Annotated in this window: 14 protein-coding genes; 9 read left to right on the forward strand and 5 right to left on the reverse strand. The window is 69.5% G+C overall.

Features of this window, described 5'->3' with window-relative positions; all coding sequences use genetic code 11:
• The first annotated feature begins 2 nt into the window (after positions 1 to 2).
• The 3 genes from AB0J78_RS23790 (at position 3) to AB0J78_RS23800 (ending at position 2937) form a co-directional block, all read left to right on the forward strand.
• Complete coding sequence (locus AB0J78_RS23790) at positions 3 to 1700, forward strand: formate--tetrahydrofolate ligase (protein ID WP_363792554.1); 1698 nt, start codon at positions 3 to 5, stop codon at positions 1698 to 1700.
• Positions 1697 to 2431: a copper homeostasis protein CutC gene (locus AB0J78_RS23795; RefSeq protein WP_363792556.1), complete on the forward strand. Its 735-nt coding sequence runs from the start codon at positions 1697 to 1699 to the stop codon at positions 2429 to 2431. Before AB0J78_RS23790 ends, AB0J78_RS23795 begins: the two co-directional genes overlap by 4 nt.
• Positions 2432 to 2601: 170 nt before the next feature.
• Positions 2602 to 2937: a YnfA family protein gene (locus AB0J78_RS23800; protein WP_363792558.1), complete on the forward strand. Its 336-nt coding sequence runs from the start codon at positions 2602 to 2604 to the stop codon at positions 2935 to 2937.
• Between the two features lie 10 nt (positions 2938 to 2947).
• Here the strand turns inward: AB0J78_RS23800 and AB0J78_RS23805 are convergent, their stop codons facing one another.
• From AB0J78_RS23805 to AB0J78_RS23815, 3 genes are all read right to left on the reverse strand, one after another.
• Complete coding sequence (locus AB0J78_RS23805) at positions 2948 to 3532, reverse strand: DUF1349 domain-containing protein (RefSeq protein WP_363792561.1); 585 nt, start codon at positions 3530 to 3532, stop codon at positions 2948 to 2950.
• A 138-nt stretch (positions 3533 to 3670) separates the two neighbouring features.
• Entirely contained in the window at positions 3671 to 4084 is a 414-nt protein-coding gene (locus AB0J78_RS23810) for a universal stress protein (RefSeq protein WP_363792563.1), read from the reverse strand.
• 71 nt (positions 4085 to 4155) lie between these two features.
• Complete coding sequence (locus tag AB0J78_RS23815) at positions 4156 to 6681, reverse strand: DUF3516 domain-containing protein (protein WP_363792565.1); 2526 nt, start codon at positions 6679 to 6681, stop codon at positions 4156 to 4158.
• A gap of 152 nt (positions 6682 to 6833) precedes the next feature.
• On the opposite strand from AB0J78_RS23815, the gene AB0J78_RS23820 reads away from it, so the two are divergent.
• The 5 genes from AB0J78_RS23820 to AB0J78_RS23840 all read left to right on the forward strand — a co-directional run bounded on the left by AB0J78_RS23820 (position 6834) and on the right by AB0J78_RS23840 (position 12919).
• Positions 6834 to 7031, forward strand: coding sequence for a hypothetical protein (locus tag AB0J78_RS23820; protein ID WP_363792568.1), 198 nt, complete (start codon positions 6834 to 6836; stop codon positions 7029 to 7031).
• Between the two features lie 210 nt (positions 7032 to 7241).
• Positions 7242 to 9110, forward strand: a complete 1869-nt coding sequence (mutA, locus tag AB0J78_RS23825; RefSeq protein WP_363792570.1) for a methylmalonyl-CoA mutase small subunit — start codon at positions 7242 to 7244, stop codon at positions 9108 to 9110.
• Entirely contained in the window at positions 9107 to 11311 is a 2205-nt protein-coding gene (gene scpA, locus AB0J78_RS23830) for a methylmalonyl-CoA mutase (RefSeq protein WP_363792572.1), read from the forward strand. Before mutA ends, scpA begins: the two co-directional genes overlap by 4 nt.
• Complete coding sequence (gene meaB / locus AB0J78_RS23835; RefSeq protein ID WP_363792574.1) at positions 11311 to 12297, forward strand: methylmalonyl Co-A mutase-associated GTPase MeaB; 987 nt, start codon at positions 11311 to 11313, stop codon at positions 12295 to 12297. Before scpA ends, meaB begins: the two co-directional genes overlap by 1 nt.
• A 265-nt stretch (positions 12298 to 12562) precedes the next feature.
• A complete protein-coding gene (locus tag AB0J78_RS23840; RefSeq protein ID WP_363792576.1) occupies positions 12563 to 12919 on the forward strand; it encodes a GntR family transcriptional regulator in 357 nt (118 codons plus the stop codon).
• Between the two features lie 109 nt (positions 12920 to 13028).
• Here AB0J78_RS23840 and AB0J78_RS23845 read toward each other — a convergent pair whose 3' ends face one another.
• Entirely contained in the window at positions 13029 to 13637 is a 609-nt protein-coding gene (locus AB0J78_RS23845) for a DUF305 domain-containing protein (protein ID WP_363792578.1), read from the reverse strand.
• Between the two features lie 174 nt (positions 13638 to 13811).
• Here AB0J78_RS23845 and AB0J78_RS23850 point away from each other — a divergent pair, with 174 nt between their 5' ends.
• Complete coding sequence (locus tag AB0J78_RS23850; protein ID WP_363792823.1) at positions 13812 to 15251, forward strand: hypothetical protein; 1440 nt, start codon at positions 13812 to 13814, stop codon at positions 15249 to 15251.
• Between the two features lie 59 nt (positions 15252 to 15310).
• Here AB0J78_RS23850 and AB0J78_RS23855 read toward each other — a convergent pair whose 3' ends face one another.
• Positions 15311 to 16516 carry an EAL domain-containing protein gene (locus AB0J78_RS23855; protein ID WP_363792825.1) on the reverse strand — a complete coding sequence of 402 codons (1206 nt, stop codon included), beginning with the start codon at positions 16514 to 16516 and terminating at the stop codon, positions 15311 to 15313.
• Between the last annotated feature and the right edge of the window lie 53 nt (positions 16517 to 16569).

A 16569-nucleotide genomic window follows, 5' to 3' on the forward strand; every position in this document is an offset into this window, starting at 1 on the left:
GCATGACCATCCCGTCCGATTTGGACATCTCCCGTGCGACAGAGCTGCGTCCGATGGACGACATCGCAGCGCAGCTCGGCATCGGGGAACACCTGCTCGAGCCCTACGGGCGCAACGTCGCGAAGATCTCCCTCGACGCCATCGACGAGCTCTCCGACCGGCCACGCGCCCGCTACGTCGTGGTCTCGGCCATCACCCCCACACCGCTGGGCGAGGGCAAGACCACCACGACCGTCGGGCTCGGGCAGGCGCTCAACCACATCGGCAAGCGCTCCACGGTCGCCGTCCGGCAGCCCTCGATGGGCCCGACCTTCGGCATTAAGGGCGGCGCGGCAGGCGGCGGGTACAGCCAGGTCGTGCCGATGGAGGCGCTGAACCTGCACCTCACCGGCGACATGCACGCGGTCACCGCGGCCCACAACCTGCTGTCGGCGATGGTCGACAACCACCTGCACAAGGGCAACGCGCTGGGCATCGACCCGCACCGGATCACCTGGCGCCGGGTTCTCGACGTCAACGACCGCGACCTGCGCAACATCGTCTCCGGCCTCGGCGGCAGGCAGGACGGCGGACCGCGCCAGACCGGTTTCGACATCACCGCGGCCAGCGAGGTGATGGCGGTGCTGGCGCTGTCGACGTCGCTGGCCGACCTGCGGCAGCGGCTCGGTCGCATCGTCGTCGGCTACACCCCCGACGGTCAGCCGATCACCGCCGAGCAGCTCAAGGCCGCGGGCGCGATGGCGGTGATCATGCGCGACGCGCTCAAGCCGAACCTCATGCAGACCACCGAGAACACGCCGGTGCTGGTGCACGCCGGGCCGTTCGGCAACATCGCGCACGGCAACTCCTCGATCGTCGCCGACCTGGTGGGCAGCCGCTGCACCGACTACCTGATCACCGAGGCGGGTTTCGGCGCGGACATGGGCGCCGAGCGGTTCTTCAACATCAAGTGCCGCACCTCCGGGCTGCGGCCGGACGCGGCCGTGCTGGTGGCGACGGTCCGCGCGCTCAAGGCGCACTCCGGCCGCTACAAGGTGGTGGCGGGCAAGCCGTTGCCGCCGGAGATGCTGGAGGAGAACCCGGACGACGTGCTCGCCGGCGCCGACAACCTGCGCAAGCAGATCGACAACATCCGGTTGCACGGCGTCTCCCCGGTGGTGGCGATCAACGCCTTCCCGAGCGACTTCACCAGCGAGCACGAGGCGATCCGGCAGGTCGCCGAGGCCGAGGGCGCGCGCGTGGCGGTCAGCAACCACTTCACCGAGGGCGGCAAGGGCGGCGCGGAGCTCGCCGAAGCCGTCGTCGCGGCCTGCGAAGAACCGGCCGGTTTCCAGGTCCTCTACCCCGACGAGGCCGACCTGCGCACCAAGATCGAGACCATCGCGACGAAGGTCTACGGCGCCGACGGCGTCAGCTACGCACCGGCGGCGGCCAAGTCCCTCGACAGCTACGAGGCCAACGGCTACGGCGACCTGCCGGTCTGCATCGCCAAGACCCACCTCTCGCTGAGCTCCGACCCGACGTTGCTGGGCGCCCCCACGGGCTGGACCCTGCCGGTCCGCGAGGTCCGCGCGTCGGTCGGTGCGGGCTTCGTCTACCCGATCTGCGGAGACATGCGCACCATGCCGGGTCTCGGCTCGCACCCGCAGGCCGAGTCGATCGACCTGGACACCGACGGCAACATCACCGGGCTGATGTGAGGGTCGAGATCAGCACCGACAGCGCGGACGGTGCGGTGGCAGCGGATCGCCTCGGGGCCGACCGGATCGAGCTGTGCTCGGCCGGGGCGCTGGGAGGGTTGACTCCCGGGCCGGGCCTGCTGTCGGCGGTGCTCGATCGGTGCCACCGCAGCCAGGTGCACGTGCTGATCCGGCCTCGGGAGGGCGGTTTCGCGTACTCGCCCACCGAGGTCGCGGCGATGCGCGCCGACGTCCGGCACGCCGTGTCCGCGGGAGCGACCGGCGTCGTCGTCGGCGCGCTCGGCGCGGACGGGCGGCTCGACGCCGCCGTGCTCGGCGAGCTCATCTCCGAAGCCGGCGGCGTCCCGGTCGCCCTGCACCGGGCGATCGACGTCTGCCCGGATCCGGTCGAGGCGGCGCACATCGCCGCTGAACTGGGCGTCCGGCGGATCCTCACCTCGGGCGGGGCGACTCGCGCCGAGGACGGCGTCCCGGTGCTGCGGCGCATGGCCGGAGCAGGCATCACCCTCACCGCCTGCGGCGGGATCCGCTCGCACAACGCCCGCCGCATCGCCGAAGCCGCCGGCATCGACGAGATCCACGCGGCACCCCGCCGACAGGTCCCGTCGCCCGGCGGCGAGGTCGGCTTCGGCCCCCACGCCCTCCTCGACGAGGCCGAAACCCGCGACCTGATCGCCACTGCCCGCCTGATCTCAGGTGCGGGACTCAACCCGGACCGCCGAGCGACGTGATCCATGAGCGGTTGCCGGGCTTCGGGGTCGCCCTGCTCGACGTTCCCCGCCGGAACGAGGTTCCGAACCGACCCCGCTGTTCCAGTTGTCCGCATCTGACGTCGAACTTCGCGCGAAACTCGCGTTCCCTCCTCCGAACCGGCAGAGCGAGGTGGCCTACCGTTGCCGGCATGGGAGTCGTCCGGTCGGTCGTGTTGTTCGTCCTGGCCGCCGTCGCCGAGATCGGTGGGGCGTGGCTGGTGTGGCAGGGCGTGCGGGAGCAGAAGGGCCTGCTGTGGATGGGCGCGGGCGTGATCGCGCTCGGGATCTACGGGTTCGTCGCCACGCTGCAACCGGACGCGAACTTCGGCCGCATCCTCGCCGCCTACGGCGGGGTCTTCGTCGCCGGATCGCTGGTGTGGGGCGTCCTGCTCGACGGCTTCCGCCCGGACCGCTGGGACGTCATCGGGGCGCTGATCTGCCTCATCGGAGTCGCGGTGATCATGTACGCGCCGCGCCCGGCGTGAACCCCGCCGCTCACTCCGCCAGCGTCAGCTGCGAGAACCGCACCGGGAAGCCCGCGCCGTCCGGGGAAGCGCACATGGGCCCGGCGTGGGCGGGCACGTCCGGCGGGAAGTAGGCCATGCGGAGGATGTTCACGGGTTCGCCGTCCTCGGCGGCGTAGCGGACGTGGACGGCGTCCTCGAAGCGCTCGATCTCGACGGTCACCGACTCGACCTCGCCGTGGGCCACCGACAGCGGCAGCAGGCTCCAGTCGGAGTGCTCGCGGGTGACCACCGCCGACAGGTACTGCTCGCCGTCGACGTACTCGATGCCCGCCTTGATCCAGTTCCGCTCGTCGATGCGCAGCATCAGCCCGGCCTGGTCGTGCTGTTCGCGGTAGTCGCCGAAGAACCTGGTGCACATCCGGAACTGGGCGCCGACCGGTTGCAGCAGCGCGTGCCCGGTGTCGCGGTTGAAGCCGTAGTGCGTGGTCTGCCAGAAGTCCGTGTCGGTGTCGCTGGTGACCGTCAGCCCGGCGTAGTTCAACCAGTTCGCCGGTTCGTTGAGCCACTGCCACCCGTTGAGCTCGAACAGCGTGAGATCTTCGGCTTGCTGCATTGCCCACCGCTCCGTTCGGTCCAGGCAACCGCCGTGGCGGTCCGCACTCCCCCGACGCACCGTCAGGCAACGGAGGATACAGGCGCCCGAGGACCGAGGTGAGCACGCCTCGTGATCAGCCGACCACCCGGAGTCGGGTCAGCGGACCACGGTGACCGGGCAGGCCGCGTGGTGCACGATCTTGACGGCGACCGACCCGACGAGCATGCCGGTGAACGCGCCGTGGCCCTTGTCGCCGACCACCAGCAGGTCGGCCTGCTTGGACAGCTTGACGAACTCGTCGATGACCTGGCCGCGGATCAGCTTCGGGCGGATGTCGACACTCTGGAAGTCGGGCTTGACGCTGGCCAGCGCCGAATCCAGCGCCTCCTGGCCTTGCTTCTGCAGCTCCGCGTCGGTGGACGTGAGGTGGTAGCCGAACTGCACCGGCTGGTGCCAGATGGTGACCGCGTGCAGGATTCCGCCCACCTGTCGCACGTGGTCGGCGGCCCAGCGCAGCGCATGCACCGACTCCTCCGATCCGTCCACTCCGACGACGACGGTCTGCGGCATGACGAAACCCCTTCACGAGTTGCGGTGATCTCGCCCGGATCGTAGGGCGGTTCCAGCAGACCCGCAGCGCGTCAGAGCTCGCCGACGTCGGTGATGCGGACGACCGCGCCGCCGGCTTCGTCGGAGGCCGCGAGGTCGACTTCGGCGCTGATGCCCCAGTCGTGGTCCTCGGCCGGGTCGGCGAAGATCTGCCGCACGAGCCAGCGCTCGGACTCCTCGGTGATCATGATCATCTGCGGCCCGCGCGCGTCCGGGCCGATGCCGATCTCGTCGTGCTCGTCGAAGTAGTCCTCCAGCGCGTCCGCCCACGCGTCGGCGTCCCAGCCCTCGTCCGCGTCGAGTTCGCCGAGCGCCTCGTAGCGGCGCAGCGCGGCGAGTTCGACGCGGCGGAACAGCGCGTTGCGGACCTGCACCCGGAAGGCGCGCAGGTTGCGGGTGACGCGCTCGGGCTCGACCGGTGCCGCCTTGGCGGGATCGTCACCGGGATGGCGCAGCTTCTCCCACTCGTCCAGGAGGCTGGAGTCGACCTGGCGGACCAGCTCACCGAGCCATTCGATGATGTCGGTGAGCTCCTCGGTCTTGGCGTCGTCGGGCACCGTGTGCCGCAGCGCCTTGTAGACGTCGGCGAGGTAGCGCAGCACGAGCCCTTCGGAGCGGGCGAGCCCGTAGTGGTTGACGAACTCGACGAAGTTCATCGCCCGCTCGTACATGTCGCGCGCGACGGACTTCGGCGACAGCTCGTGCTCACCGACCCACGGGTGCCCCTTGCGGTAGGTCTCGTAGGCGGCTTCGAGGAGTTCTTCGAGCGGCTTGGGGTGGGTGATCTCCTCCAGCAGCTCCATGCGCTCGTCGTACTCGATGCCGTCGGCCTTCATCTGCGCCACGGCTTCGCCGCGAGCCTTGAACTGCTGCTGCGACAACACCTGTCGCGGATCGTCCAACGTGGACTCGATGACGCTGAGCACGTCCAGCGCGTAGGTCGGCGACTCGGTGCCGAGCAGTTCGATGGCGGCCAGCGCGAACGGCGACAGCGGCTGGTTGAGCGCGAAGTCGAACTGCAGGTCCACCGTCACCCGAACCCTGCGACCCTGGTCGTCGGGGGTGTCGAGCTGTTCGACGACGTCGGCGGCAAGCAGCGCCCGGTAGATCGCGATCGCCCGCAGGATGTGCTTGCGCTGGGTCGGCCGGTCCTCGTGGTTGTCCTCGAGCAGGTGGCGCATCGCCGTGAAAGCGTCACTGCTTCCATCGGAGTGGGGCCGGTTGATGACGTTGAGCAGCATGGAGTGGCTGACGTTGAAGCTGGAGCGCAGCGGCTCCGGCTCGGCCTCCACCAGCTTCTCGAAGGTCTTCTCGCTCCACGACACGAAGCCCTCGGGAGCCTTCTTGCGCACCAGCTTGCGCTTCTTCTTCGGGTCGTCCCCGGCCTTGGCCAGCGCCCGCTCGTTGTCGATCTCGTGCTCCGGCGCCTGCACCACGACGAACCCGGCGGTGTCGTAGCCGGCACGACCGGCGCGGCCGGCGATCTGGTGGAACTCGCGCGCCTTGAGGTGCCGGGTGCGGATCCCGTCGTACTTGGTCAGGCCGGTGATGAGCACGGTGCGGATCGGCACGTTGATGCCCACGCCGAGCGTGTCGGTGCCGCAGATGACCTTGAGCAGACCCGCCTGCGCGAGCTGCTCCACGAGCCGCCGGTACTTCGGCAGCATTCCGGCGTGGTGCACGCCGATGCCGTGCCTGACCAGCCGCGACAGCGTCTTGCCGAAGCCCGCGGTGAAACGGAAGTCGCCGATCGCCTCGGCGATGGAGTCGCGCTGCTCGCGGGAGGCGACCTTGACGCTCATCAGCGCCTGCGCCTGCTCCAGCGCGGAGGCCTGGTTGAAGTACACGACGTAGACCGGGGCCTGCTGGCCCGCGAGGAGTTCCTCGATGGTCTCGTGCAGCGGGGTCTTGGCGTAGCGGAAGTTCAGCGGGATGGGCCGCTCCGCGGAGGTGACCACCGCCGTGTTGCGGCCGGTGCGGCGGGTCAGGTCCTCCTCGAAGGAGCTGACGTCGCCGAGCGTGGCCGACATGAGCACGAACTGGGCGCGCGTGAGCTCCAGCAGCGGCACCTGCCAGGCCCAGCCGCGGTCGGGTTCAGCGTAGAAGTGGAACTCGTCCATCACGACCTGGTCGACGTCGGCGTCCGCGCCGTCGCGCAACGCGATGTTGGCCAGGATCTCCGCGGTGCAGCAGATGATGGGGGCGTCGGCGTTGACGCTGGAGTCGCCGGTCATCATGCCGACGTTCTCCGCGCCGAAGACGTCGACGAGGCTGAAGAACTTCTCCGAGACCAGCGCCTTGATCGGCGCGGTGTAGAAGCTGCGCTTGCCGGTGGCCAGGGCCGCGAAGTGCGCGCCGGTGGCCACCATGCTCTTACCCGATCCGGTGGGGGTCGACAGGATCACGTTCGCGCCGGTCACGACCTCCATCAGCGCTTCTTCCTGCGCCGGGTAGAGCTCGATGCCCAATGAGAGCGTCCATTCGACGAACGCCTCGAACTGGGCATCGGGATCGGGATCGCCGGCGGTGAGCGCTGGGAGCTGGTCGGTGAGCTTCATCGTCCCCCCATCGTCCCTGGCCATCCCCAGCGCTGGTCACCCGGGGTGGCCAGGCACGACCCTTCCTCCGGCCCGGTGTCGTTGCTGGTGGAAGACCCTGGTGATCAGCGACCATGGGAGATGGCCTCGGTGTCGGGCGAGAGGAGGGCGCCATGTCGACCCGCAACGTGCGCTTCGTCGGCGGGCCGCTGGACGGCAGAGTCCAGGACCTGCGCGACCACGAAGCAGTCGCAGGCCGCCTGCTCAAGCACATCCACCTGCACGACGGCCCGAAGATCGAGACCCAGTACGAGCTCCGCTACACCCCGGAGCACGGATGGGTCTACCACCTCTGCGGCACCCAGCCGTAGCTGTTCGAGAATCCGCGGTCCTCTTGCTCGGCAACACACCGCGCTGCGGCCGTCCTCTGAGAACCCGCGGCGGTGCCGGTTGGGCGTGGGAAAAGAAAGCGCCTTCGTCGGTGGCCTGACGTGCAGCAGTGAACGCCGTTTACCATTCAGAGACACGCGTCACAGATTTGATCGGTTTCACAGCCCCAGCAGCGGCTTACCATCCTCCGTATGGTGGCGCACTCGACGACGAGCGGCGGCCGGCCGGAGCTCCCGCTGGCTGCGGAGTTCCCGGAGCCGACCCGCGAGCAGTGGCAAGCGCAGGTTCACAAGGTGCTGGAACGATCCGGTCTGGTCGGCGACGAGCCGCCCGCGGGGCCGGTCGAGGACGTGCTGAACTCGACGACCCACGACGGCATCCGGGTGCGCCCGCTCTACACCTCCGCGCCCGCCGACCCGGGTCTTCCGGGCTTGGCGCCGTTCGTGCGCGGCAGCCGACCGCAGGGCGGTGTCGCCGAGGGCTGGGACGTGCGCCAGCGCCACGAGCACCCCGACACCGCCGAGACCAACCGCGAGGTCCTGGCCGACCTCTACAACGGCGTCTCGTCGCTGTGGCTGCGCCTGGGCGCGGCCGGGATCGCGGTCGACGACCTCGCCGACGCCTTGAACGGCGTGCACCTGGACATGATCGGCGTGACGCTGGACGCGGGTGCGGATTTCGCCGCCGCCGCGCAGGCGTACCTGGCCCTGGCCGCCGAGCAGGGCGTGCCGTCGGGTGAGCTGCGCGGCAACCTCGGCGCCGACCCCCTCGCGGTGCAGACGCGCACCGGCCAGACCGGTGACCGCGACGCCGCCGTCGAGCTCGCCCAGCGCTGCGCGTCGGAGTTCCCGCAGCTCACGGCACTGACCGTCGATGCGCTGCCGTTCCACGACGCGGGTGGTTCCGACGCCCAGGAGCTGGGCTGCTCGCTGGCGGCCGGGGTGACCTACCTGCGGTGGCTGACCGAGGCGGGCATGGATGTCGACGCCGCCGCCGGGCAGCTGGAGTTCCGCTACGCCGCCACCGCGGATCAGTTCCTGACCATCGCCAAGCTGCGCGCCGCCCGCCGCCTGTGGGAGCAGGTCACCCGCTCCTGCGGCATCAGCGAGCAGGCGCGGGCGCAGACCCAGCACGCGGTGACCTCGCAGGCGATGCTGACCCGCCGCGATCCGTGGGTGAACATGCTGCGCGGCACGATCGCCACCTTCGCCGCCGGTGTCGGCGGGGCGCAGTCGGTGACGACGCTGCCCTTCGACACCGCCATCGGCCTGCCCGACGACTTCGCCCGCCGCGTCGCCCGCAACACCCAGGCGCTGCTGCTGGAGGAGTCCCACCTCGCGCAGGTCATCGACCCCGCGGGCGGCTCCTGGTACGTCGAGTCGCTCACCGACGAGCTCGCCCGCAAGGCGTGGTCGTGGTTCCAGCGCATCGAGGCCGTCGGCGGGATGCCGGAGGCCCTGCGATCCGGTCTGGTGGCCGAGGAGATCGCCGACACCTGGCAGAACCGGCGCGCGGCGATCGCCCGCCGCAGCGACGCCATCACCGGGGTCACCGAGTTCCCGAACCTGCACGAGGCGCCGTTGGAGCGCACCCCCGCTCCGGAGCAGCCCAGCGGCGGCTTGCCGGTGCACCGCTACGCGGAGGACTTCGAGGCGCTGCGCGACGCCGCCGACGCGCGGCTTGCCGAGACCGGTGAGCGACCTGCGGTGTTCCTCGCGACGCTGGGGTCGCTGGCGGCGCACAACGCGCGGGCCTCGTTCGCCCGCAACCTGTTCGCCGCGGGCGGCCTGGACTCCACCGAAGCGGGTGCGACCGACTCGACCGATGCGGTGCTGGCCGCCTACTCGGGCGCTCCGGTGGTGTGCCTGTGCTCCAGCGACAAGATCTACGCTGAGCGCGCCGCCGAGACCGCGCAGGCGCTTCGGCAGGCCGGTGCGAAAACCGTTCTGCTGGCCGGGAAACCGAGCGACGTCGAGGGTGTCGACGGCTACGTCCACGCCGGTTGCGACGCGCTGACCGTCCTCGACGCCGTGCACGCCGAGTTGGGAGTCCGACGATGACGCAGATCCCGAACTTCGCCGACGTCCCGCTGGACGCCCCGTCCGGCGCGGACGAGGACCGCTGGCGGTCGGAGGTACTGGCGGCCACCGGCAAGGAGTCCGACGCGCTGGCGTGGGAGGCGCCGGAGGGCATCGACGTCAAGCCGCTCTACACCGAATCCGATGTGGACGGTCTGGACTTCCTGTCGACCTACCCGGGTCTGGCGCCGTTCCTGCGCGGGCCCTATCCGACGATGTACGTCAACCAGCCCTGGACCGTGCGCCAGTACGCCGGGTTCTCCACCGCCGAGGCCTCCAACGCGTTCTACCGGCGCAACCTCGCCGCCGGGCAGAAGGGCCTGTCGGTCGCGTTCGACCTGGCCACCCACCGCGGCTACGACTCCGACCACCCCCGCGTCGGCGGGGATGTCGGCATGGCGGGCGTGGCGATCGATTCGATCCTGGACATGCGCCAGCTCTTCGACGGCATCCCGCTGGACAAGATGAGCGTGTCGATGACCATGAACGGCGCCGTGCTACCCATCATGGCGCTGTTCATCGTGGCCGCCGAAGAACAAGGTGTCGCACCCGAACAACTCGCGGGGACCATTCAGAACGACATCCTCAAGGAGTTCATGGTCCGCAACACCTACATCTACCCCCCGCAGCCCTCCATGCGGATCATCTCCGACATCTTCGCCTACACCAGCCAGAAGATGCCGAAGTTCAACTCCATCTCCATCTCCGGCTACCACATCCAAGAAGCCGGAGCCACCGCCGACCTCGAACTCGCCTACACCCTCGCAGACGGCGTCGAATACCTCCGCGCCGGCAGGCAGGCCGGTCTCGACATCGACGCGTTCGCGCCCCGGTTGTCGTTCTTCTGGGGCATCGGCATGAACTTCGCGATGGAGGTCGCCAAACTCCGCGCCGCACGACTGCTCTGGTCCAAACTCGTCAAGCAGTTCGAACCGGCCAACCCGAAATCGCTGTCGCTGCGCACCCACTCGCAGACCTCCGGCTGGTCGCTGACCGCCCAAGACGTCTACAACAACGTCGCCCGCACCTGCGTGGAGGCCATGGCCGCCACCCAGGGCCACACCCAGTCCCTGCACACCAACGCCCTCGACGAAGCCCTCGCCCTGCCCACCGACTTCTCCGCCCGCATCGCCCGCAACACCCAGCTCGTGCTGCAGCAGGAATCCGGCACCACCCGGGTCATCGACCCCTGGGGCGGCAGCTACTACCTCGAACGCCTCACCCAGGACCTCGCCGAACGCGCCTGGGCCCACATCACCGAAGTCGAAGACGCAGGCGGCATGGCCCAAGCCATCGACGCCGGCATCCCCAAGCTGCGCATCGAGGAAGCCGCCGCCCGCACCCAGGCCCGCATCGACTCCGGCCGCCAGCCCCTCATCGGCGTCAACAAGTACCGCTACGACGGCGACGAGCAGATCGAGGTCCTCAAGGTCGACAACGCCGACGTCCGCAACCAGCAGCTGGACAAACTCCGCCGGCTGCGGGAAGAGCGCGACACCCAGGCGTGCGAGGACGCGCTGCGGCGGTTGACCGCGACGGCCGAGGCCTCGCTGTCCGACGACCGCCCCGACGACCTCGCCCACAACCTCCTCGCGCTGGCCGTCGACGCCGCCCGCGCCAAGGCCACCGTCGGGGAGATCTCCGACGCGCTGGAGAAGGTCTTCGGCCGCCACTCCGGCCAGATCCGTACGATCTCCGGCGTGTACCGGGAAGAATCCGGCCCGTCCGACCAGCTCGACACCGCCCGAGCGCAGGTCGAGGACTTCGCCGAGGCCGAAGGCCGCCGGCCGCGCATCCTCGTCGCCAAGATGGGCCAGGACGGCCACGACCGCGGCCAGAAGGTCATCGCCACCGCCTTCGCCGACCTCGGCTTCGACGTCGACGTGGGCCCGCTGTTCCAGACCCCCACCGAGGTCGCCCGCCAGGCCGCCGAAGCCGACGTGCACATCGTCGGGGTCTCCAGCCTCGCCGCCGGACACCTCACCCTGGTGCCCGCACTGCGGGAGGAACTGGCCGCGATCGGCCGCGAGGACATCATGATCGTCGTCGGCGGCGTCATCCCGCCCGCCGACTTCGACGCCCTGCGCCAAGCCGGAGCCTCGGCGATCTTCCCGCCCGGCACCGTCATCGCCGACGCCGCCTCCGGACTCCTCGACGAACTCCGAACCCGCCTCGAACACTGATGCCACGCAAGATCGACATCCACGACTACGCCCAGGGCGTCCTCGACGGCTCGCGCACCAAGCTCGCGCAGGCCATCACCCTGGTGGAGTCCACCCGCGCCGACCACCGCGCGCTGACCCAGGAGATGCTCACCGAGCTGCTCCCGCACAGCGGCGGCGCGCACCGGATCGGCATCACCGGTGTGCCCGGCGTGGGCAAGTCGACGTTCATCGAGGCGCTCGGCACGATGCTCACCGAGCAGGGACACTGGGTCGCGGTGCTGGCCGTGGACCCGTCGTCGACGCGCAGCGGCGGCAGCATCCTCGGCGACAAGACACGCATGGGCCGGCTCGCCTCGGACCCCTCCGCGTTCGTGCGGCCCTCGCCGTCGGCGGGCACGCTCGGCGGCGTCGCCCGCGCGACCCGCGAGACGATCCTGCTGATGGAAGCCGCCGGCTACGACGTGGTGCTGGTGGAGACCGTCGGCGTCGGGCAGTCCGAGGTGACGGTGGCCGGGATGGTCGACTGCTTCCTGCTGCTGTCGCTCGCCCGCACCGGTGACCAGCTGCAAGGCATCAAGAAGGGCGTGCTGGAACTCGCCGACATCATCGCCGTCAACAAGGCCGACGGCGAGCACGAGATGGAGGCCAAGAAGGCCGCCCGCGAGCTCCGCAGCGCCCTGCGACTGCTCACGCCGGTCAGCGCCTCCTGGACTCCCCCGGTCCTGACCTGCAGCGGGCTGCGGTCCCTGGGCCTGGACACCCTCTGGGAGCAGATCCGCCAGCACCGCACGACGCTGTCGGAGTCCGGCGAACTGGCGGCCAAGCGCAGCAGGCAGCAGATCGAGTGGACCTGGTCGATGGTCCGCGACCAGCTCATCGCCGACCTCACCCACGACCCCGAGGTCCAGTCGATCCTCCCCACCATCGAATCCCAGGTCGCCGAGGGCAAACTCCCCCCAGCCCAAGCAGCCCAAACCCTCCTCAAAACCTTCCGCCGAACCTGACCCGACCCCTCCTCCACAACCCGTATCACCGCCGTGATCAGTCACCCGATTACCGCGGTATTCAGGAACGAACCCGGAATACCGCCGTAATCAGGTACCCGATTACCGCCGTAATCCAGGTCGAACACGGAATACCGCCGTAATCCGGGTACTGATTACCGCCGTAATCGGGTTGTCGTGGTGGGACCCCCGGGTGAGATGGCTGACCTTCGGGGCAGATACTGGGTGGGTCATGGTGTTGTGCGCGAATCGGGACGGTGAGCGTATGCGGATCAGCGTCGATCCGGACTCCGAAGTACCGCCCTTCGAGCAGGTGCGGTCCAGCATCGCCGAGCAGATCACCTCGGGTGATCTGGCGGTCGGCGCGAAACTGCCCACCGTGCGGGCGCTGGCCGCCGAGCTCGGGATCGCGGCGAACACCGCCGCGAAGGCCTACCGGGAGCTCGAACAGGCCGGGCTGATCGAAACACGCGGCAGAGCAGGAACTTTCGTCAGCGATGCGGGTGACCAGGCAGCGGCGCGAGCCGCCGAAGCCGCCGCGACCTACGCGCAGATCACCCAAGCGCTGGGAATCCCCAAGACCGAAGCCCTCGCGATCGTCCAGGCCGCGCTGAAGGCCTAGGAGCTGTTCAGAGATTGCGTTGCTTGGCGGTGCCAGTGGCAGAACCTGCGGGGGTGCGGGCTGAGTCCCTCACCTGAAGCAGCGGTTACACCGCGTTCCTCAACAGCACCTAGTCGACCTCGGCCTGCAGGCCTCGCATCGTTGCGATCTCATCCTGCTGGGTGACCAGGACGTCCTGGGCCATCTCGTGGACCTGCTCGTCACGGCCGGTGGACAGCAGCTGCGTCGCCATCGTCACCGCGCCCTCGTGGTGGGCAATCATCAACCGCAGGAACAGCCGATCGTAGTCGGCGCCACGCGCAGCACCGAGCTCGGCCAGCTGCTCCGGCGTGGCCATTCCCGGCATCGTCCCGTGGTCGTGACCGTGATGCCCGGCGTGCTCGGCTCCGTGGGTGTTGAGCCAGCCCTGCATCATCCCGATCTCCGGCCCCTGCGCACCGCTGATGCGGTCGGACAGGGACCGCAGCTTCGGGTTCTGCGCTCGCTCGGCGGTCAGCGCGGTCATCTCCACCGCCTGCTGGTGGTGGGCGATCATGTTGCGCAGGTAGTCGACCTCGGTCTGGCTCGCCCCGCCGCGATCCGGGGCCGCGCTGGCCACGACCTGCGGCTGGTCGCCCGGGGCGCCGGGTAGCACGACCGGGGGGCCGGACGGCGCGGGAGGCTCCGTCGCGCACCCCGCCAGCACGCCTGCTGCCAGCAGAATTCCGCCTACCGACATCCGCAACATCGTCGTCCCCTCTGGGAAAAGCGTGAAAAAACTGCCGAAAAAGCCTATTCCGACTAGAATCTGGCAACACGATACTGGGCAGGTGCGGTTGTCCGAAACCGCTGTCGACGGCTGCCCAGGGGTGGCGGCGGCGACTTCGTCGAACCAGGGGGTTGATCGGTCTTGATCCCTCAGTCCACCGGCCGGAGGCGCGCGCTGGGCGCGGCCATCGGAGCGCTGGTGCTGGGCTTGTCGCTGGCACCCGCGACGAGCGCGACACCGCCGAGCGATGGTCCCGAGCAGTACTCCGCTCAGCAGGTCGCGGCACCGAACTCCGAGATCGACAAGAGCGAGAACATCGATCACGTGGCGAACCTGCCCAAGCAGGCGCCCTTCAACACCTTGGACGCCTACGGCACCGACATCGCGTTCAAGCAGAACATCGCCTACGTCGGCAACTACGACGGTTTCGTCGTCTACGACATCGCGAACCCGAAGAAGCCTCGCATCATCACGCAGGTGCAGTGCCCCGGCGGGCAGGGCGACATGTCCATCTCGGGCAACCTGCTGTTCGTCTCGACGGACTACCCACGCAGCAACAACACCTGCACCAGCGAGGAGACCGACTCCGCCGACCCCAACGGCTGGGAGGGCATGAAGGTCTTCGACGTCAGCGACCCGGCCAAGCCGCGCTACGTCTCGGCGATCGCGACCGACTGCGGTTCGCACACCCACACCCTCGTGCCGGACAAGGCCGGCGAGGCCGTGTACCTCTACGTCTCGTCCTACGGCCCGAAGGCCGAGTTCCCGAACTGCCAGCCGCCGCATGACAAGATCTCCATCATCAAGGTGCCGCTGGCCAACCCCGCCGCTCCCGAGCTGATCAACGCCCCGGTGCTGTTCCCGGACGGCGGCAACCCGGGCGCCCCGGACGGCGTCAGCGCCACCACCGGTTGCCACGACATCACCGCGTTCCCGGAGAAGGACCTCGCGGCGGGCGCGTGCATGGGTGACGGCGTGCTGTTCGACATCTCCGACCGGGAGAACCCGCGCGTGATCAACCAGGTCCGCGACGACACGAACTTCGCGTTCTGGCACAGCGCCACGTTCAACAACGAGGGCACCAAGGTCATCTTCACCGACGAGCTCGGCGGTGGCGGTGCCGCGACCTGCAACGAGGCCACCGGCCCGACGCGCGGCGCCAACGGCATCTACGACATCACCGGCTCCGGCGCCGACTCGAAGCTGGCGTTCAAGAGCTACTACAAGATCCCGCGCCACCAGGCCGACACCGAGAACTGCGTGGCGCACAACGGATCTCTGATCCCGGTCGCGGGCGGCGACTTCATGGTCCAGGCGTGGTACCAGGGCGGCATCTCGGTGTTCGACTTCACCGACTCCACCAAGCCGCAGGAGATCGCCTACTTCGACCGCTCGGCGTTCAACCCGAACGAGCTGCAGCTGGCGGGTTCGTGGTCGGCGTACTACTACAACGGCCACATCTACTCCAGCGGCATCCAGGAGGGCCTGGACGTCCTCGACCTGCGGGACGAGCGGACCGACTCCGCCAAGAAGGTCCGCTACGAGGAGTTCAACCCCCAGACCCAGCCCGTCTACCAGAACTGACCACGAACGGCGAAGGCCCCCACCGCAGGAAGCGCGGTGGGGGCCTTCGCCGTTCGTGGTCAGGCGCGGGTGAGGCTGTCCGGGACGTCGAAGGACAGCAGGGGTTCTCCGATGTGCGGACCCGCGGCGACGGTGCAGCCGATCTCGCGCCAGAGGGCGAGCTGCTCCGGCGTCTCGACGTCGTCGACGCACAACCACACGCCGTTCATCAGCGGGATCAGCGCGCGGAGGGCCTGGATCTCGGGCACGTCCGGGCTTTCGGCCTCGTGCACCAGGCGGACGAGGTCGCGCGACAGCCGCACCGAGTCCACCGGCAACTCGCGCAGCAGCCGGAGTTCGCCGGGCGAGCCGGTGAAGTCGTGCAGCGATGCCTTGACGCCGCGAGAGCTCAGGTGCCGCAGGTTGTCCCGCGCCTCCTCGTTCTCGCTGATCGCGGCGATCGGCATGCACAGCCGCAGCCAGCGCGGATCGAGCTCTGAACCGTCGAGCACCCGGTGCACCACGGCCGCCAGGTCCGGGTCGCGGCCTTGGTCGGGGCTCAGCGACACCGACAACCGCACCTGGTGGCCGGCCTCGCACCACTCCGCGAGGTGCTGCCACGCCGTCTGCAGCATCCAGTCGCGCATCGACAGCGTCACCCCGGAGCGCTCCGCGAGGCGCAGGCAGTCGCCGTGCTCGATGACGCCGAAATCACCTGTGTCCCACCGGAACTCGGCTTCCAAGGTGCAGAGCGCGCCGCCGGAGATCACCACCTGCGGGCGGTAGACGACGTCGAACTCGCCCATCTCCAGCCCGCCGGGCATGATCGCCGCGAGCTGGCTCTCCTCGCGCTCCTCCGGGGCCAGGTCGGGGTCGAACAGCGCCCACTGCCGCTTGCCCGCGGCTTCCGCTCGCCGCAGCGCGACGTCCGCCGCCCACAGCATGTTCGCCGCGTCGGCCTCCCCCACGACCCGCTGCACCACGCCGATGCTGGCGGAGGCGGCGATGCCGCGTCCGCCGACGTAGACGGGTTCGGCGAGCATCTCGTTGATCAGCTGGGTCATCGCCGGGACCGACGGCGTCTCGGCCTGCTCCCAGACCAGCAGTGCGAACTCGGTGCCGCCGAAGCGCGCGACCAGCGCCTCCTCGTCCTCGACGAGGTTCTCCAGCCGGCGCGCGACGGTCCTGATCAGCTGGTCGCCGACCGGGTAGCCGAGCCCGTCGTTGATCAGCTCGAAGCCGTCCAGCGCCAGCTGGTAGAGCGCGAGCCGGCGCGGCGTTGTCAGCGAAGACCGCGGATAGTCGCGTCACACGTCATGCCCGCCACACCCGCGTAACA

This window comes from Saccharopolyspora sp. NPDC049426, from assembly GCF_040676935.1.
In the GTDB taxonomy this organism is placed as follows: Bacteria; Actinomycetota; Actinomycetes; order Mycobacteriales; family Pseudonocardiaceae; genus Saccharopolyspora.